Origin of the sequence: Nocardia sp. NPDC050175 (assembly GCF_044459885.1) — a bacterium.
Taxonomy (GTDB): domain Bacteria; phylum Actinomycetota; class Actinomycetes; order Mycobacteriales; family Mycobacteriaceae; genus Nocardia.
In genome coordinates this window covers 95693-118152 of the sequence record NZ_JBITJI010000017.1, presented here as the reverse complement: position 1 = coordinate 118152, position 22460 = coordinate 95693, and the positions used below count along the sequence as shown (strand labels likewise).

23 protein-coding genes are annotated in these 22460 nt (G+C 66.4%); 14 read left to right on the top strand and 9 right to left on the bottom strand.

Going from position 1 to position 22460, the window contains the following annotated elements:
- Window positions 1–34: 34 nt before the first annotated feature.
- The 5 genes from ACIBK2_RS40265 to ACIBK2_RS40245 all read right to left on the bottom strand — a co-directional run bounded on the left by ACIBK2_RS40265 (window position 35) and on the right by ACIBK2_RS40245 (window position 4813).
- Window positions 35–478, bottom strand: a complete 444-nt coding sequence (locus tag ACIBK2_RS40265) for a hypothetical protein (protein WP_396975534.1) — start codon at window positions 476–478, stop codon at window positions 35–37.
- An 85-nt stretch (window positions 479–563) separates the two neighbouring features.
- Window positions 564–917 carry a UBP-type zinc finger domain-containing protein gene (locus tag ACIBK2_RS40260; RefSeq protein WP_396975532.1) on the bottom strand — a complete coding sequence of 118 codons (354 nt, stop codon included), beginning with the start codon at window positions 915–917 and terminating at the stop codon, window positions 564–566.
- Window positions 918–1387: 470 nt separating this feature from the next.
- Window positions 1388–2899 (bottom strand): ATP-binding protein, encoded by a 1512-nt coding sequence (locus ACIBK2_RS40255; RefSeq protein ID WP_396975530.1) that lies wholly within the window; start codon window positions 2897–2899, stop codon window positions 1388–1390.
- Window positions 2900–2914: 15 nt separating this feature from the next.
- Window positions 2915–4582, bottom strand: coding sequence for an FAD-dependent oxidoreductase (locus ACIBK2_RS40250; RefSeq protein ID WP_396975528.1), 1668 nt, complete (start codon window positions 4580–4582; stop codon window positions 2915–2917).
- 66 nt (window positions 4583–4648) lie between these two features.
- Window positions 4649–4813, bottom strand: coding sequence for a hypothetical protein (locus ACIBK2_RS40245; RefSeq protein ID WP_396975526.1), 165 nt, complete (start codon window positions 4811–4813; stop codon window positions 4649–4651).
- A 207-nt stretch (window positions 4814–5020) separates the two neighbouring features.
- Between ACIBK2_RS40245 and ACIBK2_RS40240 the strand changes: the two genes are divergently transcribed.
- From ACIBK2_RS40240 to ACIBK2_RS40225, 4 genes are all read left to right on the top strand, one after another.
- The gene (locus ACIBK2_RS40240) at window positions 5021–5476 is read left to right on the top strand and encodes an SRPBCC family protein (RefSeq protein ID WP_396975524.1); all 456 of its coding nucleotides are present in this window, start codon (window positions 5021–5023) and stop codon (window positions 5474–5476) included.
- Window positions 5477–5527: 51 nt separating this feature from the next.
- Window positions 5528–6235, top strand: a complete 708-nt coding sequence (locus ACIBK2_RS40235; RefSeq protein WP_396975522.1) for an SIMPL domain-containing protein — start codon at window positions 5528–5530, stop codon at window positions 6233–6235.
- A 334-nt stretch (window positions 6236–6569) separates the two neighbouring features.
- Complete coding sequence (locus ACIBK2_RS40230; protein ID WP_396975521.1) at window positions 6570–7553, top strand: hypothetical protein; 984 nt, start codon at window positions 6570–6572, stop codon at window positions 7551–7553.
- A 164-nt stretch (window positions 7554–7717) separates the two neighbouring features.
- Entirely contained in the window at window positions 7718–8050 is a 333-nt protein-coding gene (locus tag ACIBK2_RS40225; RefSeq protein WP_396975519.1) for a hypothetical protein, read from the top strand.
- A 315-nt stretch (window positions 8051–8365) separates the two neighbouring features.
- On the opposite strand, the gene ACIBK2_RS40220 is transcribed toward ACIBK2_RS40225, so the two are convergent.
- The gene (locus ACIBK2_RS40220; protein WP_396975517.1) at window positions 8366–9403 is read right to left on the bottom strand and encodes a beta-ketoacyl-ACP synthase III; all 1038 of its coding nucleotides are present in this window, start codon (window positions 9401–9403) and stop codon (window positions 8366–8368) included.
- Window positions 9404–9664: 261 nt separating this feature from the next.
- On the opposite strand from ACIBK2_RS40220, the gene ACIBK2_RS40215 reads away from it, so the two are divergent.
- From ACIBK2_RS40215 to ACIBK2_RS40185, 7 genes are all read left to right on the top strand, one after another.
- A complete protein-coding gene (locus ACIBK2_RS40215; protein WP_150399971.1) occupies window positions 9665–9937 on the top strand; it encodes a GlsB/YeaQ/YmgE family stress response membrane protein in 273 nt (90 codons plus the stop codon).
- Between the two features lie 102 nt (window positions 9938–10039).
- Window positions 10040–10774 carry a phosphatidylserine decarboxylase gene (locus tag ACIBK2_RS40210; protein WP_396975515.1) on the top strand — a complete coding sequence of 245 codons (735 nt, stop codon included), beginning with the start codon at window positions 10040–10042 and terminating at the stop codon, window positions 10772–10774.
- Window positions 10774–11676, top strand: coding sequence for a phosphatidylcholine/phosphatidylserine synthase (locus ACIBK2_RS40205; protein ID WP_357385873.1), 903 nt, complete (start codon window positions 10774–10776; stop codon window positions 11674–11676). Before ACIBK2_RS40210 ends, ACIBK2_RS40205 begins: the two co-directional genes overlap by 1 nt.
- Before the next feature lie 62 nt (window positions 11677–11738).
- Entirely contained in the window at window positions 11739–12818 is a 1080-nt protein-coding gene (locus ACIBK2_RS40200) for an RNA polymerase sigma-70 factor (RefSeq protein WP_396975513.1), read from the top strand.
- 98 nt (window positions 12819–12916) lie between these two features.
- Window positions 12917–14005: an NAD(P)/FAD-dependent oxidoreductase gene (locus tag ACIBK2_RS40195; protein ID WP_396975511.1), complete on the top strand. Its 1089-nt coding sequence runs from the start codon at window positions 12917–12919 to the stop codon at window positions 14003–14005.
- Window positions 14006–14127: 122 nt separating this feature from the next.
- Window positions 14128–14856, top strand: a complete 729-nt coding sequence (locus ACIBK2_RS40190; RefSeq protein ID WP_396975510.1) for a Clp protease N-terminal domain-containing protein — start codon at window positions 14128–14130, stop codon at window positions 14854–14856.
- A complete protein-coding gene (locus ACIBK2_RS40185; RefSeq protein ID WP_396975508.1) occupies window positions 14853–15035 on the top strand; it encodes a hypothetical protein in 183 nt (60 codons plus the stop codon). Before ACIBK2_RS40190 ends, ACIBK2_RS40185 begins: the two co-directional genes overlap by 4 nt.
- Window positions 15036–15037: 2 nt before the next feature.
- On the opposite strand, the gene ACIBK2_RS40180 is transcribed toward ACIBK2_RS40185, so the two are convergent.
- Both ACIBK2_RS40180 and ACIBK2_RS40175 read right to left on the bottom strand, forming a co-directional pair.
- On the bottom strand, window positions 15038–15712 hold the full coding sequence (locus tag ACIBK2_RS40180) for a suppressor of fused domain protein (RefSeq protein ID WP_396975506.1): 675 nt from the start codon (window positions 15710–15712) through the stop codon (window positions 15038–15040).
- A 67-nt stretch (window positions 15713–15779) separates the two neighbouring features.
- On the bottom strand, window positions 15780–17837 hold the full coding sequence (locus tag ACIBK2_RS40175) for an NAD(+) synthase (protein ID WP_396975504.1): 2058 nt from the start codon (window positions 17835–17837) through the stop codon (window positions 15780–15782).
- A gap of 89 nt (window positions 17838–17926) precedes the next feature.
- Here ACIBK2_RS40175 and ACIBK2_RS40170 point away from each other — a divergent pair, with 89 nt between their 5' ends.
- Entirely contained in the window at window positions 17927–18220 is a 294-nt protein-coding gene (locus tag ACIBK2_RS40170) for a hypothetical protein (RefSeq protein WP_357385170.1), read from the top strand.
- Between the two features lie 208 nt (window positions 18221–18428).
- On the top strand, window positions 18429–20054 hold the full coding sequence (gene groL / locus ACIBK2_RS40165; RefSeq protein WP_396975501.1) for a chaperonin GroEL: 1626 nt from the start codon (window positions 18429–18431) through the stop codon (window positions 20052–20054).
- Window positions 20055–20196: 142 nt separating this feature from the next.
- On the opposite strand, the gene ACIBK2_RS40160 is transcribed toward groL, so the two are convergent.
- Entirely contained in the window at window positions 20197–21225 is a 1029-nt protein-coding gene (locus ACIBK2_RS40160; RefSeq protein ID WP_396975499.1) for an SMP-30/gluconolactonase/LRE family protein, read from the bottom strand.
- A gap of 118 nt (window positions 21226–21343) precedes the next feature.
- On the opposite strand from ACIBK2_RS40160, the gene ACIBK2_RS40155 reads away from it, so the two are divergent.
- On the top strand, window positions 21344–21808 hold the full coding sequence (locus tag ACIBK2_RS40155) for a MarR family winged helix-turn-helix transcriptional regulator (protein ID WP_379284342.1): 465 nt from the start codon (window positions 21344–21346) through the stop codon (window positions 21806–21808).
- Window positions 21809–22460: the final 652 nt, after the last annotated feature.

The following is a 22460-nucleotide window of genomic DNA, read 5'->3' as shown; positions in this document are numbered from 1 at the left end:
GCCGACGCAAGGTGGTGGCCGGGGATGGCGGGAGCTACTTGTTCTTCGGCACGATCCCGGCGGCCTGGGCGACCGTCGTCTCGGCCACGCTGCCGGACAGGCAGACCAGCTTCGCCGTGCCGAGCGCGACATTCGGGCTGCCCGTGAACTTGCTGTCCGGGTTGGCCGCCAGGATCTGCTCGATCACGGCCTTCTCCGCCTCGGAGTCCAGCTTCTTGAACTCACCGCAGGTGGTCTTGGCCGGGTCGGTGGACGCGGGAGCGCTCGGCTGCTCTGCCGTCGGCGCGCTGTCCGGCGTACCCGTGCTCGACGCGGCAGCCGGTGTCGACGGCTTCGCCGCCGCCGAGGTCGCGCTCGTGGTCGAGTCGCCCTTGCGCAGTCCGTTCGCGTCGGCGGCGTCGTTCGAGGACTGGCCGCAGCCTGCCAGCAGCAAAGCCACCGTCCCGGTGACCAGGACGATGGCGGAAGTTCGCTTCATACCGTGCTTTCCCCGGTGGAATCTGTGTCTGATTAGCGCCGGAGCACCCGGCACGTCGGGTGCAGCGTACCGGGTGCGCGGGGTTTCAGTGGATGTGTGCCTGCCAGTCCGCGGGCACCCGGCCGCGCGGGCCCGGCGCGCCCTGGTCGGCCGGGTGGCTGGTCGGCGGCGTGAGTTCCGGTCCGTCGCCGTACATTTCCTCGGTCGTGAAGTTGTAGTACCAATCCTCGCCCGGCTCGAAGCTCTGAATGAACGGGTGGCCGGTCTCTTTCGCGTGCAGGCTGGCGTGCTGGGCGGGCGAGGTATCGCAACAGCCGATGTGGCCGCACTGCGCGCAGCGGCGCAGATGCACCCACCAGCCTTGGGCGGCTTCACATTCCACACAGCCGGTACCGCTCGGCGGCACCGCGACGTTTATACCCTCGAGCTCCTGCGTCATCTGATGTTAGCGCGGATACCCCCTCGTTTACGAAGGGGTGGATGCGCTGTCCTCCATTCGGTGTCGGTGGTGCGGGCTAGGTTGTAGCGCGGTCGGCAGTCGCGCGGGTATCAGCAGGCCGCGCGGGTGGCGGCGAGACTGTATAAGAAGGGGGCTCGGCAGACCCGCCATGATTCGCGGGTGTGGGCGAAAAGTGTTGTCGAGCATCATGAGTTGATCGCGGTGGAGGACTTCAAGCCGAAGTTTCTGGCCAAGTCCACCGTGGCCCGCAAAGAGCGAACCTTCCGGTGCCACAGTTGCGGGTTCACCGACTGTCGGGATCGGAACGCGGCCAGGGTGATTCTGGCTGTGGCAGAGCGCGGCCACACACGTGTTGAGGATGTCAGACAGTCGGATCACCTCCTTCGGGTGGTTGGTTCGGTTGCGGTCTGAGCGTGAAATCTCCTGCCTTCAGTCAGGCAGGGGAAGCGCTAACGTTGACCTCCTGAAGCGGTTTCCGGTTCGGGCTGATTCTGCTCCTCCGGGTCGTCGGGGACGCGATTCAGCGGCAGCCACACCGTGAATCGCGTGTTGCCCGGCTCGGAATCGACCTGGATGTCGCCGTCGTGCTTGTTCACCACGATCCGGAACGAGATGTCCAGGCCGAGCCCGGTGCCCTCGCCCATCGGCTTGGTGGTGAAGAAGGGTTCGAAGATGCGGTTGCGCACGTCCTCCGGAATGCCGGGGCCGGTATCACCGATTTCGATGACGGCGCAATCGTTTTCGTGCCTGGTGCGGATGGACAACGTGCCCTGGCCGCCCATCGCGTACACCGCGTTGTCGATCAGGTTGGTCCACACCTGGTTCAATTCCGCTGCGTAGCAAGGCACCTGGGGCAGCGAGCGGTCGTACTCCTTGACCACCACGACCCCGTCACCGATCTTGCGGCTGAGCATCACCAGCGTGCTGTCGAGCAGATCGTGGATGTCGACCACCTGGAACGGTGCCCGGTCCATCTGCGAATACTGTTTGGCCGCATTGACCAGTGACGAGATGCGCGTGGTCGAGTCGGCGATCTCGTTCATCATCAGCTCGGTCTCGATGGTGTAGTTCAACCAGCGGATCGCGCCCTCGAACACCTTGTCCGTGCAGCCCTCGAGGGTGGCCGACACTCGCTCCAGCCAGTCGACGTCGAACCCGGCCTGCACGAAGTTGGGCGCGAGGCTCCAACCGTCGGCGATATTGTGTTCTTCCAGCCACTCGCCGAGCACGTCCTCGCGATCGGCCGCCTCCATCGGCGTCAACTCCGGCGCCTTGGCCACCTGCGCGGCCGCCTCCTCCTGCAGCCGCACCAGGGCGCCGAGGGATGCGGTGTCGAACTTGCCGTCGGCCATCATGGCCAGCTTGTGCCGCATGCCCGCGACCCGCTCGCGCAGGCCGGAGGTGGCCCGCACCGCGGCGGCGGCCGGGTTGTTCAGCTCGTGCGTGAGACCCGCCGACAGCGAGCCGAGGGCGAGCAGCCGCTCGCGCTGGCCGACCCGCGCGTTGGCGTTGCGGTTGCCGAAGAACACGCCCTCCAGCAGGTGCACCGCCATCGGGAACCAATCGTTCATCATCTCGGCGAAGATCGAGGCGTCGAGCACGAAGAACCGGGACGGCACCGTCACCTTGAGCGATCCGTTGTAGGTCTGATCGACCTTGTCGCCGATATAGGCCATCCACGCGCCCGAGTAGGAACCGCGGTGCTGGGTGCGGACCAGCTCGATCTCGGTGCCGCCGGACAGCTTGGTCAGCACGACCTCGCCGTCGATCAGCACGTAGAAGCAGGTGGCCGGTTCGCCCTCGCGGAAGACCAGGCCGGGCTCGATGGTCTCGATGCGCCCGTCCCGGCACAGCCAGTCCAGCTGTTCGTCATTGAGCTTCTCGAACAGGAACAGGGTGCGCAATTCCGCTGGGTCGCACACCATTCGGCTGCTGCGGTCCGCGTTTTCCGTTGAATTCATTTGCCAGCCTCCTGTTTAGGCTAGGTACCGGTGCACGAGCATGACCGCCATCGCACCCTCACCAACGGCCGATGCGACGCGCTTGGCCGAATCGGCGTGCACGTCGCCCGCCACGAAAACGCCGGGCACGTTTGTTTCCAAATGGTGTGGCGGACGGGGCAATTCCCAGCCCGCCGGCCGCGCGCCGTCGATCATCAGATCGGGCCCGGCCAGCACATAACCGGCCTGGTCGCGCTTGACCATGCCGTCGAGCCAGTCGGTTTGCGGTGCGGCGCCGATGAACAGGAACAGGCGCTCGGCCTCTGCCTTTTCCTCGTTGCCGGTGTCGTTGTTGCGCAACACGATCTGCTGCAGGTGCTCGTCGCCGTCGGCGGCGATCACCTCGGTATTGGTGTGCACCTTGATATTCGGCAGCTGCGCGATCTGCTGGATCAGGTAGTGCGACATCGAGTTGTCCAGCGAGCCGGACCGTACGACCAGATGGACCGTCTTCGCGTTGCGTGACAAGAACACCGCCGCCTGGCCCGCCGAATTCGCGCCGCCGACGATATAGACGTCGCGATCGGCGCATTCGGAGGCTTCCGTCATCGCCGAGCCGTAATACACACCGCGCCCGGTGAAGTCGTCGACGCCGCGGGCGGGGTGCCTGCGATAGTCGACGCCGGTCGCGATGATCACCGTGTGCGCGCAGAGCTTGCCGCCGTCGGCGAAGCGCACCGTGCGTGCGGAACCGTTCACCTCCAGCGCGACCACCTCGCGGGTGGTGATCACCTCGGCGCCGAACTTCGCGGCCTGCCGCCGCGCCCGGTCGGCCAGCTGGCCGCCGGACACCCCGTCGGGGAAGCCGAGGTAGTTCTCGATGCGCGAGCTCTGCCCGGCCTGGCCGCCGGTGGCGGTGCGCTCGACCAGCACGGTGCGCAGGCCCTCGGAGGCGCCGTATACCGCGGCGCCGAGGCCGGCCGGTCCGCCGCCGACCACGATCAGGTCGTAGAAGTCGCCGGTCGCGTTGACGGTGAGTCCGACGTTCTGTGCGAGCTCGTTGTCCGACGGCTGCACCAGGGTGTCGCCCGCCGCGGTGATCACCACCGGACAGCGCTCCGGGTCGGCGCCCGCGGCCTCCAGCAGCCGCGCGCCCTCCGGCTCGTCGGCCAGATACCAGCGGTAGGGCAGTTGATTACGGGCCAGGAACTCGCGCACCTCCGAGGAGCGCGGTGACCAGCGATTGCCGACCACCTTGGTCTCGGTGACCGGCCGATGCTCGCTGCCGCGCCAGGCGTCGAGCAGGCCGTCCAGCACCGGATACAGCTTCTCCTCCGGCGGGTCCCACGGCTTGAGCAGGTAGTGGTCCAGGTCGACCACGTTGATCGCGTTGATCGCGGCGCTGGTGTCGGCGTACGCGGTGAGCAGCACGCGGCGCGCGAATGGGTGCAGGTCCATCGCCTGCTCCAGGAATTCGATGCCGTCCATGCCCGGCATCCGGTAGTCGGCGATCAAGACGGCGACCGGCTGGCCGCGCAGTTTCATCTCACGCAGTGCGTCGAGCGCCTGGGCGCCCGATTCCGCGCGCAGAATCCGGTATTCGGCGCCGTAGCGGCGCCGCAGGTCGCGCACGACCGCGCGGGAGACACCCGGATCGTCGTCGACGCTCAGGATGGCCGGTTTCGTGGCAGCGGGTGAAGTCACCTAACGAGTATGAATCCTCGGTGCAAACCGTGTCGTCGGTGTTTCACTCGTGGCGGACAAGTCCGGTCACAGCATGTCGTGCCGGATCAGGTCGAGTTCGTTGGGGGTGAGCAGCCGCTCGAGTTTCTCGGCGGCGGGGCCGCGGGCGAGCGGGCCACCGTCGGAGTCGTCGGCGGGCAGCAGCGGCACATGGTCGGCATGCCGCCGGTGTAAGAGGGAGCGCAGGTTCACGGCCGATCACCTCACGTTGGACGGAAGATATCTGGAGGCAGTGTCTTTGCTTCTTCTATCCGGCATTGTGCGCTGGCCATTACCAAGATCGATGGACAACATGCGGAATGTGACCCAACTGTCTTCCCGATTAAAATGCGCATTACCCATCAAACGCGCTCGGCCGGACAACCTGTCGGTTCGCTCGCATGGATCCCGGAGGCAGCGTTGCCGAAGAATCTCGAAGCCACCATCGATATCGCCGCCCCGCCGGACCGCGTGTGGGCGGTGGTCTCGAACCTGAAGCGGATGCCCGAGTTCAGCCCGCAATGTGTCCGGATGCTGCCGCTCGGTAGCCCGAAGGCTGGTACCTGGGTGCTCAACCTGAACACCGACGGCAAGAAGTACTGGCCGACCACCGCGCGCATCGTCCGGTACGAGCAGAACCAGGCGTTCGCCTTCAAGATCAACGAGAACCGCACGATCTGGAGTTACACGCTGGAGCCGACCGAGCACGGCACCCGGCTGATCGAGCGGCGCGACGTGCCCAACGGCGTCAGCTGGTTTTCCCGCAAGTCGATCAATGCCGCGCTCGGTGGTGAGCTGCCGTTCGAGGAGGAATTGGTCCGCGGCATGAACGAAACGCTCGGCAAGATCAAGACCGTGGTCGAGGCACACAACTAGTTCGGCGTGTTCGCGCTCGGCGTGCCCGGTCGGGTGCGTAAGTTGCCGAGTATGCGACGAATGACGCGCTGGCCCACGGTGGTTGCCGCACTCGCGACGGCCACCGTGGTTGTGACCGGTTGTGGCAGCTCCGATTCGGGACCCGAGCGCGAAGTCACCGTGGTCGGCAGCGGTCAGGTGCGCGGCGCTCCCGACATCCTGAATGCCGACATCGGCGTCGAGGTGACCGCCGACAACGTCTCGGCCGCGATCTCCCGCGCCAACGACCGAGCCAAGGCGATGACCGATGCCATCGTCAGCGCGGGCGCCATCAAGGAGGACGTGCGCACCACCGACGTCTCGATCCAGCCGCAGTACGCGGGCGGCACAGACAGCACCGTCGTCGGCTACCGCGCGAGTAACTCGGTTCGCGTCGTCGTCCGGGATCTGAGCAAGGCGTCCGGCGTGCTGGACAGCGCGATCAAGGCCGGTGGCAACGAAACCAGGCTGCGCTCAGTGTCTTTCGCGATCGATGACAATTCGCAGCTGCTCGCCGACGCCCGAGCGCGCGCGTTCGCCGACGCGAAGGCCAGGGCAGAGCAGTACGCGGTGCTCGCCGGGGTGAAGCTGACCAAGGTCATCACCATCTCCGAGGCGAACAGCCGCGACGACAACAGCGCCAAGATGTCCGCACGCGACGCCGCACCGCAGTCGGTGCCCCTGGAACCGGGCACCCAAACGGTGACTTTCACCGTGAAGGTCACCTGGGGGCTCAGCTGAATTGCGCGGGCGCGGGACCGAATTCGCGCGGACGCGGTTCAACTAAACCGTGATCGCGTACTTCGGCAACGCGACGACCTGCGCCGCATAGGAAAGCCCCGCGCCGAACGCTTCCTTTCCGCCCTGTCCGTGTCGGTGATGCGGTCTTGTCTTGGAGGGCGTTGCGCGCGGTATCGCGAAAACCCTTGCCGCTCGGGGGATCAGGCTCTGATCCATCGGTGGGCAGTCGGGTGCGTACCCAACCGGCTACCGAGCCAACGGCTTCGTTGCGGGCGACTGGAATAAGACCACCGGCCGCTGCGAAATTCTTGTTCCATAACCAGGGAGCCTTCACATGTCCTCAATCACCGACTGGGCGAGCCTGATCGATCGGCTACTGGCCACCCGGACCCAACCCAACCCAGGCGCCTCAACCGATGACATTGAGTCCGCAGCGGCCCGACTCGGCAAGAAGCTGGACCCGATGTATGCGAGCTTTCTGCGTGTAGCCGACGGCTGGGATCGCTTCGACGGATCCCAAACGATCTACGGAACCAAGGACCTCGCCCACAGCGCGCGGTGGCTGACGAAGCGGAGGCATCTCGACGAGTTTCTGGACTACAACCCGGAAGGACTCCCCGAGGCCTATCCACACTGGGACTCACTGGTTCTCGTGATGTCGGACTGGGTCTTGCCTCTCCGATTGGCCGCGGCCAGTGGTGGCTCCGACGATCCTGCGCCGGTCGTCGACTTCGACGGCGCGGAGGTTTGGATGTCCAGTGACTTCCACACGTGGCTGACCGAGGTGGTGTCTTCATGGCTCGAGCACATCGGCCAGGGTGCGGGGATCGATTTCGGAATCGGCACCACCGGTGTCCAGCGAGCCGACTGGGAGAAACTGCTCAGCGCAATCGATTCCGCACGACCGAAGCCGAATCCACCCGCAAGCGACAGCGAGATCGACAGCACGCAGGAACGGTTGGACAATCCGCTGGACCCCATGTTCGCCGATTTTCTCCGTACCGCAGACGGGTGGGACCGATTCGACGGTTCGATCGACCTCTACGGCACACAGGACATCGCTGTCAGCGAACGATGGCACACACGAAACATCGAGGCCGACCAAGTCGCAGGCGGCAGCCTTTCTCGCGGAGAACTACTACTGATCGGTGCGATGGTGGGAGCGACACCGGCGATGGGCTACGTCGCCATCGAAGCTGTCAGCGGTCGTACCGCCTTCATCAATCAGCGCGGGGATCTGAACTACCACGCCAACTTCCGGGAGTGGCTGGAAGCAACCGCGGTCGACGAGGAAACGAAATGGAAGGGCAGGATATGACACCGCGATTCCGGCGGCCGACCACGCGGCAACTCTCGTTGTGGGGATTCTCCACTGTTGCCCTCGTCATCGTGGCTACCGCAATCGTCTACCTCTTCACAGCGGGCCCGCGCGATCAGACACCTGACCCACGAACGAGTGCCATCGAATCGACCGTGTCGACCATGATCGCGGCATACAGCAACGCTGACGCCGGAACTCTGAAATCCCGCTCCTGTGGCGCGCTCTGGCTGGACCTGAACAACCGCGACGACAGTGCCATTGCCGAAGAGGCTCTCACCGACCGGGAAAAACGAGGAACCGGGCGAGTCGAGAACTTCAGCGGCACAACGATCAACCCGAACGGTCTTGCGGCGACCACTGTCGCAGACATCCATTACGACAAGTACATTCCCGAGCTCGAAGGCTCGATCGTTCCAGCAAAGTTCGACCTGGAATTCGACGACGGTATTTGGAAGCTGTGCAGCTTCAAGCAGTGGGGCGCTCCGCGAAACTAGCCCGATAAGGATCGTGTCACCAAGTACATGACGCGCCAGATATAGCTCCGCCAGTTACCTTGAGTGCATCGATCTGACCTGGTTCTATACCGCAGCCGGCCAGCGGACGGCTATCGATTCGTTACGCCGCCATGGAGTCGGGGCCAGTCCCTCCGGCCTGGTCTGGCGGTAAAGATGTTTACCGCTACAACTCGGGGGTTACAGTCGGTGCCCCTGGAACCGGGCACCCAAACGGTGACCTTCACCGTGAAGGTCACCTGGGGGCTCAGCTGAATTGTGCGGGCGCGGGACGGAATTCGCGCGGACGAGGTTGGACTAAACCGTGATCGCGTACTTCGGCAGCGTAACTACCTGCGCCGCATAGGAAAGTCCCGCGCCGAACGCGATGAGCAGTGCGGTGTCGCCGGGCTTGGACTGCCCCTTGCGCAGCATCGCTTCCATGGCCAGCGGGATCGACGCGGCCGACGTGTTGCCGGTCTCCTCGATGTCGTTGGCCAGCGCGCAGTGCTCCGGCAGCTTCAGCACCCGCGCCATGATCTCGATGATCCGGCCGTTGGCCTGGTGCGGAATCATCGCGTCCAGGTCGTCGGTGGCCAGGCCGGCCCGGTCGATGGCGTCGCGGCACACCTTCTCCAGTGAGTGTGCGGCCCAACGGAATACCGCCGTGCCCTCCATCGCCAGGTAGGGGCGCACCGCGTCGGTGCCCTTTTCCTCGATCTCGCGGAAGAACTCGACCCAGTCCTTGTCCTGCCGGATCGCGTGATGCTGGGTGCCGTCCGAACCCCACACCGTCGGGCCGATGCCCGGCTCGTCGGCCGGTCCGACGATGACCGCGCCCGCGCCGTCGGCGAACAGGAACGCGGTCGAGCGGTCCTTCGGGTTGATGGTGTCGGTCAGCTTCTCCACGCCGATCACCAGCACGTGCCCGGCGGTGCCGCCGCGGACCAGGTCCGAGGCCAGCGCGAGCGCGTGGCAGAAGCCTGCGCAACCCGCGGAGACGTCGAAGGCGGCCGAGCCGTTCATGCCGAGTTCGGTCGCGATCCGCGGTGCGGCTGCGGGAGTGAGCAGCAGATGGGTGGACGTCGCGACGATCACGCAATCGACCTGATCGACCGCGATCCCCGACGATTCCAGTGCGCCCTGCGCGGCGGCGACGCTCATGCTCTGGACGGTTTCCGACTCACCGGCGAAGCGCCGGGTCTTGATCCCGGACCTCGTCTGGATCCACTCGTCGCTCGAGTTGATCGGGCCCGCCACCTCGTCGTTGGTGACGACCCGGACCGGGCGGTATACGCCGAGCCCGAGGATCGCCGTGTGCTCTGCCCCGGTGGTCTGGGCGATTCGAGCAGCCATGTGCGTCTCCTATGTACCTGCGGCACCGCCGCCGGGTTGTCCCCGAACCTTCGAAATGGATCCCTCATCAGCCACCACCTACGGAGCCGTAGACATGAGGCACCCTCATATTAGCCCGAACGTCGGCGTTTCGCCGTGCGTATTCTCACAAACCCCGGGTATACGCCGATTAGCATGCTGAATGCTCAGTCCAGCGTGCCCCAACTATGTGTCTGCGTCCTTACGGTTCGGCGGACGGCAGGCGCGGATTGCGAGGACACCATGCTCGGTCTCGGGATTATCGGGTGGATCATCATCGGTGGTCTGGCCGGATGGATCGCCAGCAAGATCATGAAGACGGACGCCCAGCAGGGCATCCTGCTGAACATCGTGGTGGGTATCGTCGGCGGTCTGCTCGGCGGCTTCCTGCTGAAGCTGTTCGGCGTCGACGTCGAGGGCGGCGGCCTCTGGTTCAGCTTCTTCACCTGCATCGCCGGTGCGGTGATTCTGCTGTTCCTGGTCGGTCTGGTGACAGGACGTCGAGTCCGAAGCTGACGACACCGTGCCACAGGCTCCTTTCCCGTAAGGTGTGAACGCTTGCGCCGGTCCGATGGTCGACGGCGCGATCCGACTGCATCTAGCACGAAAGAGGAGCCTGTGGCCCGCCGTCCCACGCCGCCCGGCACGCCTGAACGCACCGGAGTCGGCCACGTCGCCGACCTGGTTCGCAACGCGATTCCCCCGCTGCATCCCGCCGGGCTGCCGTTCGTCGCCGCACCGCTCGCGGTCGCCGTCCTCGGCGGCAAGCGCAAGTGGGTGCGCCGGACGGGCCTGCTGGCCGCCGCCGCGTGCGCGACGTTCTTCCGCCACCCGACTCGGGTGGCGCCGAGCCGTCCCGGTGCCGTTGTCGCGCCGGCCGACGGCGAGGTCGCCCTCGTCGATACCGCCGCGCCGCCAGCGGAATTGGGCCTCGGCGACCAGCCGGTGCCCCGGGTGAGCATCTTCCTTTCCGTGCTCGACGTGCATGTGCAGCGCACGCCGGTGTCCGGCATCGTCCGCACGGTGCTGCACCAGCCGGGCCAGTTCCGTTCGGCGGATCTGCCGGAGGCCAGCTCGGTGAACGAGCGCAACACCATGGTGCTGGACACCCCGGCCGGACAGCAGGTGATCGTGGTGCAGATCGCGGGCCTGCTCGCCCGCCGCATCGTCTGCGACGCCAAGGTCGGCGATGTGCTGACGATCGGTGACACCTACGGGCTGATCCGGTTCGGCTCACGCGTGGACACCTACTTCCCGGCGGGCACCGAGCTGCTCGTCGAGCCGGGGCAGCGCACCATCGGCGGCGAGACCGTCCTGGCGGTGCTCGGGTCCACCTCATCCGCCGCTTCATGATGGAGGCGGCTGCTCCGACCCAGCGACAGCGCCGCCGACCGATCCGGCTGCTGCCGAGCGTGGTGACCATTCTGGCGCTGTGCTCCGGACTGTCCGCGGTGAAGTTCGGCCTGGACAATCGCCTCGACATCGCGCTGGCGATGATCGGCGCGGCGGCGGTGCTCGACACGCTCGACGGCCGGCTGGCCCGAATGCTGGACGCCACCACCAAGATCGGCGCGGAGCTGGATTCGCTCTCCGATGCCATCTCCTTCGGCGTCGCGCCCGCGCTCGTGCTCTACGTGACGTTGCTGCACACCGAGACCGCGGGCTGGATCATCGCCCTGCTGTTCGCGGTGAGCATCGTGCTCCGGCTGGCCAGGTTCAACACCCTGCTCGACGATGACACCCGGCCGGAGTGGTCGCGCGAATACTTCGTCGGGGTGCCCGCGCCCGCGGCGGCGCTCATCGCGATGGTGCCCGTCGCGTTGTCCGTGCAGTTCGGTGACGGCTGGTGGGTCGGCTTCTACGGCGTCGCCGCGTGGACCGTGCTCGCGGCCGCCCTGGCCGTCAGCACCGTGCCGACGCTGGCCATGAAGTCGGTGTCGGTGGCACCGCAGGCGGCCGCCGGGCTGCTGGTGCTCGTCGCGCTGGCCGCCGCGCTGCTGGTCACCTATCCGACCGTGCTGCTGCTGATCCTGGTCGCGCTGTACCTGGTGCACATCCCGTTCGCCTGGCACTCGCAGCGCTGGGTCGCCGCCCGCCCGGAGACCTGGACGCACAAGCCTGCCGAGCGGCGCGCGCAACGCCGGGCGCAGCGTCGCCCGGTGATCCGGCGCCCCGCCATCCGCGGCTCCACCGCCCGGCTGCGTTTGCGCAGGCCGGGCGGCAGGCAGCGGGACACCAACGACCTGTCCCGCTGACGCTGTTTCCTACTGGGATTTCTTAAGGTCTTGGAAAGCCAGGGCGTGAATGCTCTTGGAGCATGGGCACTCTGGCAGCAGTGGGTGGCTTCGGCTTCAGTGGATGGGGTATCGGCGGCTTCGGTGCCGAGAGATTCGGCCTGAAGCGGTTGCTCGGCCTCGCGGATTCGGCGAGGGCCGAACATAGGCGGCTGCCCGCACGGGCGAGCGGTACGGTCATATCCGGCGGGCGGGCGCGGAAGAAGGTAGCGGTGGAGCCGGACGGGTTGGGCGTATTCGTGACGCATCGTCCCCGGCTGTTCGCGCTTGCCTACCGGATGCTCGGCTCGGCCGGTGAGGCCGAAGACGCCGTGCAGGAGACCTATCTGCGCTGGGATGCCGCCGACCGCAGCCGAATCCGATCCGCCGAGGCCTGGTTGACCACCGTGCTGGTGAATCTGTGCCGCACCTGGCTGGTTTCGGCGCGGGCGCGCCGGGAGACCTATGTCGGGCCGTGGCTGCCCGAGCCGGTGTCCACCGAACTCGGTGAGCTCGGTCCGCTGGAGAGCGTCGAGGAGCGCGAACTGGTTTCGTTCGCGCTGCTCACCGCGCTGGAGCGGTTGAGCCCGGTCGAGCGGGCCGTGTTCGTGCTGCGCGAGGCGTTCGGCTACGCGCACCGCGAGATCGCCGACATGCTCACCATCAGCGAGGCCAACTCGCAGCAGGTCTATCGGCGGGCCGGGGTGCGGGTGCGGGAAGGCCGGGCGCGCTTCGACATTCCGAACGAGTACGCCGGTGAGCTGATCAAACGGTTCCTGAAGGCCGCGCGCACCGGGGACCTCGAGTCGCTGGAGCAGCTGCTGAGCGCCGATGTCGTCTCGGTCGCGGACGGCGGCGGCCAGATCAACGCGGCCCGGCGGCCGGTCGTCGGCGCGAAGAAGGTCGCGCGGTACCTGTCCGGCCTGTTCCGGTGGGAGGTGCCTGGCACGGAGATCTTCATCGAGGAGGTCAACGGCGCGCCCGCCGCGGTGGCCCGGGTCAACGATGTGCCCGTGGCTGTGGTCGCGGTGGAGTTGGTAGATGGTGCGATCGCCACGCTGCGGCTGGTCGTCAATCCGGCCAAGCTGGCCTATTTCGCCAGGTCGGCGGGGTCGTCGAGGTAGCTCCGCGCAAGAGTGACGTGCTTCACGACCCGTAGTTGTCAGGGATGGTGGCGCTGTTCGGTCTAAAGGGTGTCGGCCGATCGAAAAGGAGCCACATCATGACCGGACAGCATCGGATCGTTGTACTCGGCGCCGGATACGCGGGCCTGGTGGCAGCGGGCCGCCTCGCGAGCAAGGCGCGCGGGGCCGAGATCACCGTCGTGGACGCGCGCGCCCACTTCGTCGAACGGGTGCGGCTGCACCAACAGGCGGCCGGGCAACGGATTTCGGCATGGGACCTGCGGGAACTGTTGGAAAAAAAGAAGATCCAATTCGTGCGTGCCCGTGCGACGGATATCGACACCGAGGGCAAGCGGGTATTGCTGGACACCGCAACGGCTCTCGATTACGACACCCTGGTGTACGTGCTGGGCAGCATCGGTGACGCGAACGGCGTCCCCGGGGTGGCTGAGCACGCCTACTCGGTATCGACGCCCGAGGACACGGATCGCTTCGAGGCTCCGCGGGGGACCGTCGTCGTGGTCGGCGCCGGGTCCACCGGCATCGAGCTCGCCGCGGAACTGGCTGAATCGCAATCCGATTCGCGTGTACTGCTGCTCAGCCCCGACGAGCCAGGTGCCTGGTTGTCGACGCGGGCGCAGGCGCATATTCGCCGCGTGCTCGAGCGGCTCGGTGTCGAGATCCGTTCGGATGCCAAGGTGGTCGAGGTGACCGAGGACGGCGTGCGGCTGGCGGACGGCACGCTGATCGAGTCGGCGGCGACCGTCTGGACCGCGGGCTTCGCGGTGCCGGATCTGGCTGTGCGAGCGGGTCTTTCGGTCGACGGTACGGGCCGGGTGCGGACCGACGACTCGCTGCGGTCCGTCTCGCACCCGGACATTTACGCGGCGGGCGATAGCGCGGTAGTCGTCGGTCCTGACGGCCGGGAACTGCGGATGGCCTGTGCCACCGCGCAGCCCACCGGCAAGTACGCGGCCGACGCCGTTGCCGCGCGACTGCGCGGTGCCGAACCGGGACAGTTGCGGTTCCGCTACTTGCTGCAGTGCCTGAGCCTCGGCCGTCGGGACGGACTCATCCAGTTCCTGCACGCCGATGATTCGCCAGGGCGAATCGTGCTGACCGGCCGAACGGCGGCCTGGGTGAAGGAGCTGATCGTGCGTGGCGCGGGGTGGACCGCTCGCCCCTGAATTCCGCTGTCGCCGAAGTACTTTCCGGTGCCGATGCGCTGGTCCCGCATCGGCGTCCGGTACCGGACCCGCTTCGTCAACTCGGGGTTGACGGTCGCTAATCGTCAACCTATCGTTGACGCATGACGATTCCCTACCGCCTCGACGATCTGATCGACGGCATCAAGAAAGCCCGCCCCGACAACGTGCTCGACCAACTGTCCGACGCAGTGGTCACCGGCAATCACCTCGGCGAACTGGCCGATCACCTGATCGGCCACTTCGTCGACCAGGCCCGCCGGACCGGCGCCTCCTGGACCGACATCGGCGCCAGCATGGGCGTCACCAAGCAGGCCGCGCAGAAGCGGTTCGTGCCGAAGGGGCCGGGCGATGTGAGCGAAGCCGCCCAGATGAACCCCAACGCGGGTTTCGCCAGGTTCACCGATCGAGCCCGGTCCGTCATCGTGGCCGCGCAAGAAGCCGCCCGTGCCTCCGGCAACTCGGAGATCAGCACCCCGCACCTGGTACTCGGCCTGCTGGCCGAGCCCAACGGCATCGGTGCGAAAGAGATCCTCACCAGCGGAATCACCCTGGAGACGGTGCGCGCCGCCGCGACAGTTGTGCTGCCCGCAGGCACCGGCGAGGTGCCCCCGCTCATCCCCTTCGACCCGGAAGCCAAGAAGGTCCTCGAACTGACCTTCCGCGAGGCACTTCGCCTGGGCCACAACTACGTCGGCACCGAACACCTCCTGCTCGCCCTGCTCGAACAGGAGAACGGCGCCGGCCTGCTCACCGGGCTCGGCATGGACAAGACGAAGACCGAAGCCCACATCCTCGAGCTGCTGTCCGCGTTCTACACCGAAAAGCCATGAGGCGAGGGCGGGCAGCCGGTCTGGCCCGTCTGACGTCGCTTCGTCGCCGGATCCGCCGCGCGCGCTTCGGAATCCGTGCGGCCACCGCCGCATGGATGCGCAGGCGGCGGATGATCCGCTCGCACGATGTGGTGCGGCAGGGCGAGCAGCGTCCGCTCGACCTGCTGCGCGCCGCATGACCTTAGGCGCGTCCGCGCAGTCCGCCACCCCAACGTGGCCACTGCGCTTGGGGTTTCGGCTCGGACACCAACGGCTCGCGCTCGGTGTCGGTGACGTACAGCGGTAGGTGGGGAGCCAGCTCCTCGAGCAACGCGAGGGTCTTTCCACCCTGCGCGGCTCGATACTCGGGCATCGTCAGCCCGACGATCTGCAGGAATCGCATACTGCCGTGCGGAGTTTCGATGGTGCCGAGCTCCGGGTCGACCGTGAATGCCACCGCGTGAATGCCCGAATTCGGTTGGTCGGCGGCGATCGGACCGTTCGCTTTGATGGTGTGGCCCGGCTCGAACCACTTGCCGGACTGGAAGACATAGCGCGCGAGATTCTGCAGGAAGTTCGCGGGCCACACCGGCGGCTCGGTGCCGGTGGGCTTGCGAACCAGCCGGAAGGTGAACTCGAAGCCCCAGCCGGACTCGTCGGGGTTGTCCCACTCCTTCTCGTACAGCTCGGTCATGCCGTAACTGATGTAGTGCCAGTGCGGTACCGGTTCGGTGCGTGAGTACGCGCTGATTCCGTCGAGCGGATCGGGCCCGCCGAGCGACCAGCGGTGATCGGTGGCCCAATGGAAAGGTTCGATATCGCCGTACAACGGCCGTAGCGCGCCGTCGATGGCATTCCAGCCGGGTGCTTCACTCACCAGCCCACCCTATGCAGATCCGGTCCGCCCGTGCCGCGCGAGTCGGATTGCCTTGGTGGGCAGCGGGTCAGGCCTCCGGCACGTTGCGGGCGAGTTCGTCAAGCCAGGCCGCGGCCGACGCGTCGCTCGGCGCGCGCCAGTCCCCGCGTGGCGAGAGCGAGCCGCCGGAACCGACTTTCGGCGCGTTGGGCAGCGTCGAACGTTTGAATTGGCTGGTCTGGATGAAGCGGCGCAGGAACTCCGCCAGCCACTGTTTGATGATGGCGAGGTCGTAGGTGTTGCGCTGGTCGGCGGGAATCAGGTCGGGCCAGCGTCCTCGGCTCGCGTCCGACCACGCGTGCCTGGCCAGATAGGCGATGCGGCTGGGGCGGTAGCCGAAACGCAGCAGGTAGTAGAGGTGGAAGTCCTGCAGTTCATAGGGGCCGACGGTGGCCTCGGAGCTCTGGCTCGGTGCGGTGGAATCGGTGTCGGGCACCAACTCCGGTGAGATCTCGGTCCGCAGGATCGATGAGAGCACCTCGCCCGCCGCGGGCCCGAACTGCGCGGTGTCGACCGACCACGCGATCAGATATTTGATCAGCGTCTTGGGTACCGACGCGTTCACGCTGTAGTGCGCCATGTGGTCGCCGACGCCGAAAGTGCACCAGCCCAAGGCGAGTTCGCTGAGATCGCCGGTGCCGATGACGAGCGCGCCGTGCTGGTTCGCCAGCCGGAACAGGTGCGAGGTGCGCTCGCCCGCCTGCACGTTCTCGTAGGTGATGTCGTACTGCGGCGCACCGTCGGCGGCCGGGTGGCCCAGGTCGCGCAGCATCTGGGTGGCCGACGGGCGGATGTCGATTTCCTGCGCGGTCACCCCGAGCGCGTCCATCAGCCGATGCGCGTCGGTGCGGGTTCGGGTGCTGGTCGCGAAGCCGGGCATGGTGTAGGCCAGCACATTTGCCCGCGGCAGCCCGAGCCGGTCCATCGTCTTGGCCGCCACGATCAGCGCCAGGGTGGAGTCCAGACCGCCGGAAACGCCGATGACCACCCGCTGCGTCCCGGTGGCGCGCAACCGAGTGCTCAGCCCTTCCACTTGAATGTGCTGCACTTCGGCGCAGCGTTCGTTGCGCACCGCGGGATCGGCCGGAACGTAAGGGAAGCGCTCGATTTCGCGTCGAAGATCAACCGCGCCCGCCGGAATCGGCAACTCGACCTCGATCCGGCGCAGCCGAGTCAGCCGCTCCCGATGGTCGTGCACATTGTCAGCAAAGCTGGTGGTGCGCAGCCGATCCGCGGCCAGTCGGCGCAGATCGAGGTCAGCGGTGACCAGCTGCGGCTGATCGGCGAAGCGTTCGCCCTCGGCGAGCAGATCGCCGTTCTCACACACCAGCGCCTGCCCGTCCCAGGCCAGGTCGGTCGTCGATTCCCCATGTCCCGCAGCCGAATACAGATAGGCAGCCAGATAGCGCGCCGAATGCGACGTGCACAGCGCCCTGCGATAGTCGGCCTTGCCGATGACGATATTGCTCGCCGATAGGTTGACCAGCACCGTTGCCCCGGCCAGCGCCGCATAACCGCTGGGCGGCAACGGAACCCAGCCGTCCTCGCAGATCTCCAGATGGAACACGAACCCGTCGAGATTGCTCGCCGTGAACAGCAGGTCGGCGCCGAACGGCACCCGCTGCCCGGCGATCGTGACGTGCGTGTCGAGGTTCTCCCGCGCCGCCGCGAACTGGCGCTTCTCGTAGAACTCCCGATAGTTCGGCAGGTAACTCTTCGGCACGGCACCGAGCACCACGCCGTGGCACACCGCGACGGCGCAGTTGAACAGCCGCCCCTGGGTCCGCACCGGCGCACCGACCACCAGCACCGTGTCGATGTCGACGCTCGCGGCGATCACCTCGGCCAGCGCCGCCTGTACCGCGTCGTCCAGCGCGTCCTGGTGAAACAGGTCGTCGGCGGTGTAGCAGGACAGCCCGAGCTCCGGGAAAACGGTCAGTACCACCGCGTCGGCCGCCGCCTGCCTGGCGAGCAGCAGCGTCTGCTCGACGTTGTACGCGGGGTCCGCGACCCGCACCCGGGGCACGGCCACCGCCACCCGCGCGAAGTCGTGCCGGTAGAGCGATTCGAAGGGCAGTTGGTGCACTGCCGTCCCCCTTCGACGAGGATGCCGGAGATGATCATGATTTTCTCCTCCGGAACCTACCCTCGATGCTCGCCCGCTAAGCTATAGCAATGGCGGATGAAACGGATTCCGACCTAATCGCGGGGGAACTGCGCGCCGACCTGCTGCGTGCGCTTTCTTATGTGTCCACAGAGTCACAGCCGGACGGCAGCTATGTCGTCAACGGAGACCTTCCCCCCGAGGTGGCGCCCCCATTTATTCGGGCGATCATGCGGGTCGAGGCGGAGTTGTTGTTGCACGATGCGGAGCTGGTGACAGTGGAGGGCGGCGAGCCCCGCTCACCGGAGGAACGCCGGACCGACGCGTTCGTCGCGTTGGTCCTGCGCGTCGACGATCGGGCATAGGCACCCGACCTTGCACTCGGCACTGTCGAGTGCTAGAAATGGCTTTGGCACTCTCTACCCGTGAGTGCCAGGTCGGGACGGTGAGACCGGGTACCATCGACACCCCTGGTCGTCCGTCGCGGGCACCGAGCCTGGCCAGCGTAAATGGGGCGATCCGACGAGCGGTCGTCCTGCGTGTCAGCCTCATTACTTGGAGGATCACCTCGCAATGGCCAAGATGATTGCGTTCGACGAAGAGGCCCGCCGCGGTCTCGAGCGGGGTCTGAACGCCCTCGCCGACGCGGTAAAGGTGACGTTGGGCCCCAAGGGTCGCAACGTCGTCCTTGAGAAGAAGTGGGGCGCCCCCACGATCACCAACGATGGTGTTTCCATCGCCAAGGAGATCGAGCTGGAGGACCCGTACGAGAAGATCGGCGCCGAGCTGGTCAAGGAAGTTGCCAAGAAGACGGACGACGTCGCTGGCGACGGCACCACCACCGCCACCGTGCTCGCCCAGGCGCTCGTCCGTGAAGGTCTGCGCAACGTCGCGGCCGGCGCGAACCCGCTCGGTCTGAAGCGCGGCATCGAGAAGGCTGTCGAGGCCGTCACGGCTCGCCTGCTGGAGTCCGCCAAGGAGATCGATACCAAGGAGCAGATCGCTGCTACCGCCGGTATCTCCGCGGGCGACTCGTCCATCGGCGAGCTCATCGCCGAGGCCATGGACAAGGTCGGCAAGGAAGGTGTCATCACCGTCGAGGAGAGCAACACCTTCGGGCTCCAGCTGGAGCTCACCGAGGGCATGCGCTTCGACAAGGGCTACATCTCGGGCTACTTCGTCACCGACCCCGAGCGTCAGGAAGCGGTCCTCGAGGATCCGTACATCCTGCTCGTCGGCTCGAAGATCTCGACCGTCAAGGACCTGCTGCCGCTGCTGGAGAAGGTCATCCAGGCCGGCAAGCCGCTGCTGATCATCGCCGAGGACGTCGAGGGCGAAGCCCTGTCGACCCTGGTGGTCAACAAGATCCGTGGCACCTTCAAGTCCGTTGCCGTCAAGGCGCCGGGCTTCGGTGACCGCCGCAAGGCGCAGCTCGCCGACATCGCCATCCTCACCGGTGGCGAGGTCATCAGCGAAGAGGTCGGCCTCTCCCTGGAGACCGCCGGCGTCGAGCTGCTCGGCCAGGCGCGCAAGGTCGTCATCACCAAGGACGAGACCACCATCGTCGAGGGCGCGGGCGACCCGGAGGCCATCAAGGGCCGGGTGCAGCAGATCCGTGCCGAGATCGAGAACTCGGACTCGGACTACGACCGGGAGAAGCTGCAGGAGCGTCTGGCCAAGCTGGCCGGCGGTGTTGCGGTCATCAAGGCCGGTGCCGCGACCGAGGTCGAGCTCAAGGAGCGCAAGCACCGCATCGAAGATGCCGTGCGTAACGCGAAGGCTGCCGTCGAAGAGGGCATCGTCGCCGGTGGTGGCGTTGCGCTGCTGCAGTCGGCCCCTGCCCTTGACGGCCTGAAGCTCGAGGGTGACGAGGCGACCGGTGCCAACATCGTGCGCGTCGCGCTGTCGGCTCCGCTGAAGCAGATCGCCTTCAACGCGGGCCTCGAGCCGGGCGTTGTCGCCGAGAAGGTCTCCAACCTGCCGGCCGGCCACGGCCTCAACGCCGATTCCGGCGTGTACGAGGACCTGCTCGCCGCCGGTGTCGCCGACCCGGTGAAGGTCACCCGCTCCGCGCTGCAGAACGCGGCGTCCATCGCGGCTCTGTTCCTCACCACCGAGGCCGTCGTCGCCGACAAGCCGGAGAAGTCCGCCGCACCTGCCGGCGACCCGACCGGTGGCATGGGCGGCATGGACTTCTGAGTCCAGCCACCCGGCAACACTTGTAGAAACCGAAAGCCGGTCCACCCTCGGGTGGGCCGGCTTTCGGCGTTTACGGAGTCCCTTCCGTGCTTCGAACCTTACGGCGTAAGAAAAGCTAACCTATCTTAAGGCCGAATTCGGGTCAGATGCCGTCGACGGACAGGATCGTGAAGGGCTCCTTCGGGGTGCCCGGCCCCATCGGGCCGCCCTTGTCGAATTGTGAAGCGACGACCAGGGTTTGGTTGTTGATGCGGACCAATGTGGTTGGCAGGCCCAGGGATTCGTCGGTGATGCGCTGGTCCAGCGTCGCCGTGGCGCCGTCGTCGGTGATGGTCCAGCGGGCGAGGGCGTTGTCGGTGTTCTGCACCACCCACAGGGTGTTGTCGCGCAGTTCCAGTCCGTCGCCGTGGATCAGGTCGCCGCCGTGCAGGGTGACCTTGCGGATCGGGTCCGCGGTGTTCGGGGCGAGGGCGATGCGGAACAGCTCGCCGACATTCATGTCGACGACCAGCAGGTAGTGGCCGCCGGCGTCGGCGACGATGCCGTTCAAGGTGAAGGCGTCGGGTGCGTGCGGCGCGACGATCGTGCTCAGGTCGAATTGTGTTGTCATATCGGCACGTCCGGCGTGTGCCGCGGCGGCCGCCACGTCGGCGGCGGTGACGCGGTAGACGACGCTGCGCGTGGTATCGGTCAGATACGCGGTGCCGTCCGGGGTGATGGCCAGGTCGTTGACGAAACGCGCCGTCGCGCCCGGCACATCGAAACGGGCGATCAGCGCGCGAGTCGCGATGTCGTACACGGCAACTCCGGCGGTGGAGTCGGTCACCCAGAGCCGTCCCGCCGGATCGACCTTCAGCCCGTTGGCGGTCTTGCGACCGTCGGCACCCGCAGGCAGGAAGACCTCGGCCTGCTTGGCGCCGGGTGTGGCGCGGTAGACGGCCCCGGTGGCGAACGAGCCGACGTAGGTGTCGCCGTTGCGCGGATCGGCGGCGATGCCTTCCGGATAGACGTGGTCGCCCGGCAGGTCGTAGGCGGTGGTGATCCGTACCGACTGCGCGGCGGGGGCGGGTTGTGCCGCGTTCTCGGTGCTGCCACAGGCCGCGACGGCGGTGCAGGCCACCGCGATGGCGAAGGTCGCCATGCGGCGGCGCGTTGCGTGGGACATGGTCATGCCTCTCATCAGGTCTATCGCTTAGACGTACTCACATCTAAGAATGAATACGAAGATAGATTAGAGTTCTAACAGCAGTCAAGAGTCTTATGACAGGTCGGGCAGATACCATGCGGAGATGACGTCCCTGCACTCCTCCGAGCGCCTCGGCTCGTACGTGAAGCGCGCCGAGCAGGCGCTGCAAACGGCGAAGAACGCCGCGCTGAAGCCCGCGGGCGTCACCGTCCCGCAGTACTCCGCCCTGCTCTTCCTCGACGAGAACCCGGGCATCTCCGCCGCCGCCCTGGCCCGGCTCTGCGGCGTGACCCCGCCGACGATGAACACCGTGCTGACCAACCTGCAGGACCGCGGCCTCATCGAACGCACCCCGCACGCCTGGCACAAGAACATCCTGGAAACCCGCCTCACCGAAGCGGGCGCCGCCGTGATGAAGGACGCCGACGCCCGCGCGGTCCGAGTGGAGCGCGCGGTAGCTGCCGGATTCACCGATGCCGAACGCGCGACCCTGCAGGAACTGCTGGCGCGCTGCGCGGATCTCTTCGACTCCGTTCGACCTGAAACCTCTACGGCCCCAAAGAAATAGGCCGAAAGGGCCAGAAGTCGGCCGCTGTCAAGGGTGCGGGACGGACCCGAGAAGCCCTGTCTCGGTAGTCATTTCGATCTACTGGCCGCCGTTGCCGAGGGTCTCGGCAGCGGCGGGTCTTCAAGGGGCGCTCCCCGGGAACGCTCGCGTTGTGTCACCGTCCACTGTGGTGCCGAGCGCGTAGCTCGCACAATCGGCATGCGGCTCACTCCAATAGTGCGGCTCGACGAACTTCGTGGTCAGCAGCGGTTAGCCGGGCGAAGGCGGGGTACGCCTATGTCGTCTATTCGACGCACTATTCGGTACTACCGGTACGCCTCGAACGGCGTTGGTGGACAGGACGAATCAGGCATAACCAGCGGTCCAGTTCGGTTGAGAATTCATTCTACAAATTCCCGTCAAAATCGTGTACGCACATCGCCGTCCATCGGTATGGTCTGTTTTGGCAAACAGTCAGTGACAATGGATTCAGTCGATGCTTATCGCAACTATCGATGTCCCGCAGCGCTATCGAGCGTGCGTGAGCGCCTGCCGTCGACACAGTGTGCAAACTGCTGAGTTCGCGAACGATGAGTTCGCAACAACTCTGCCAACTTTCGGCTAACGGCTGGTCAGTTGCGGGTTGATACCAAGGGCCCGATCCATGTCGAGC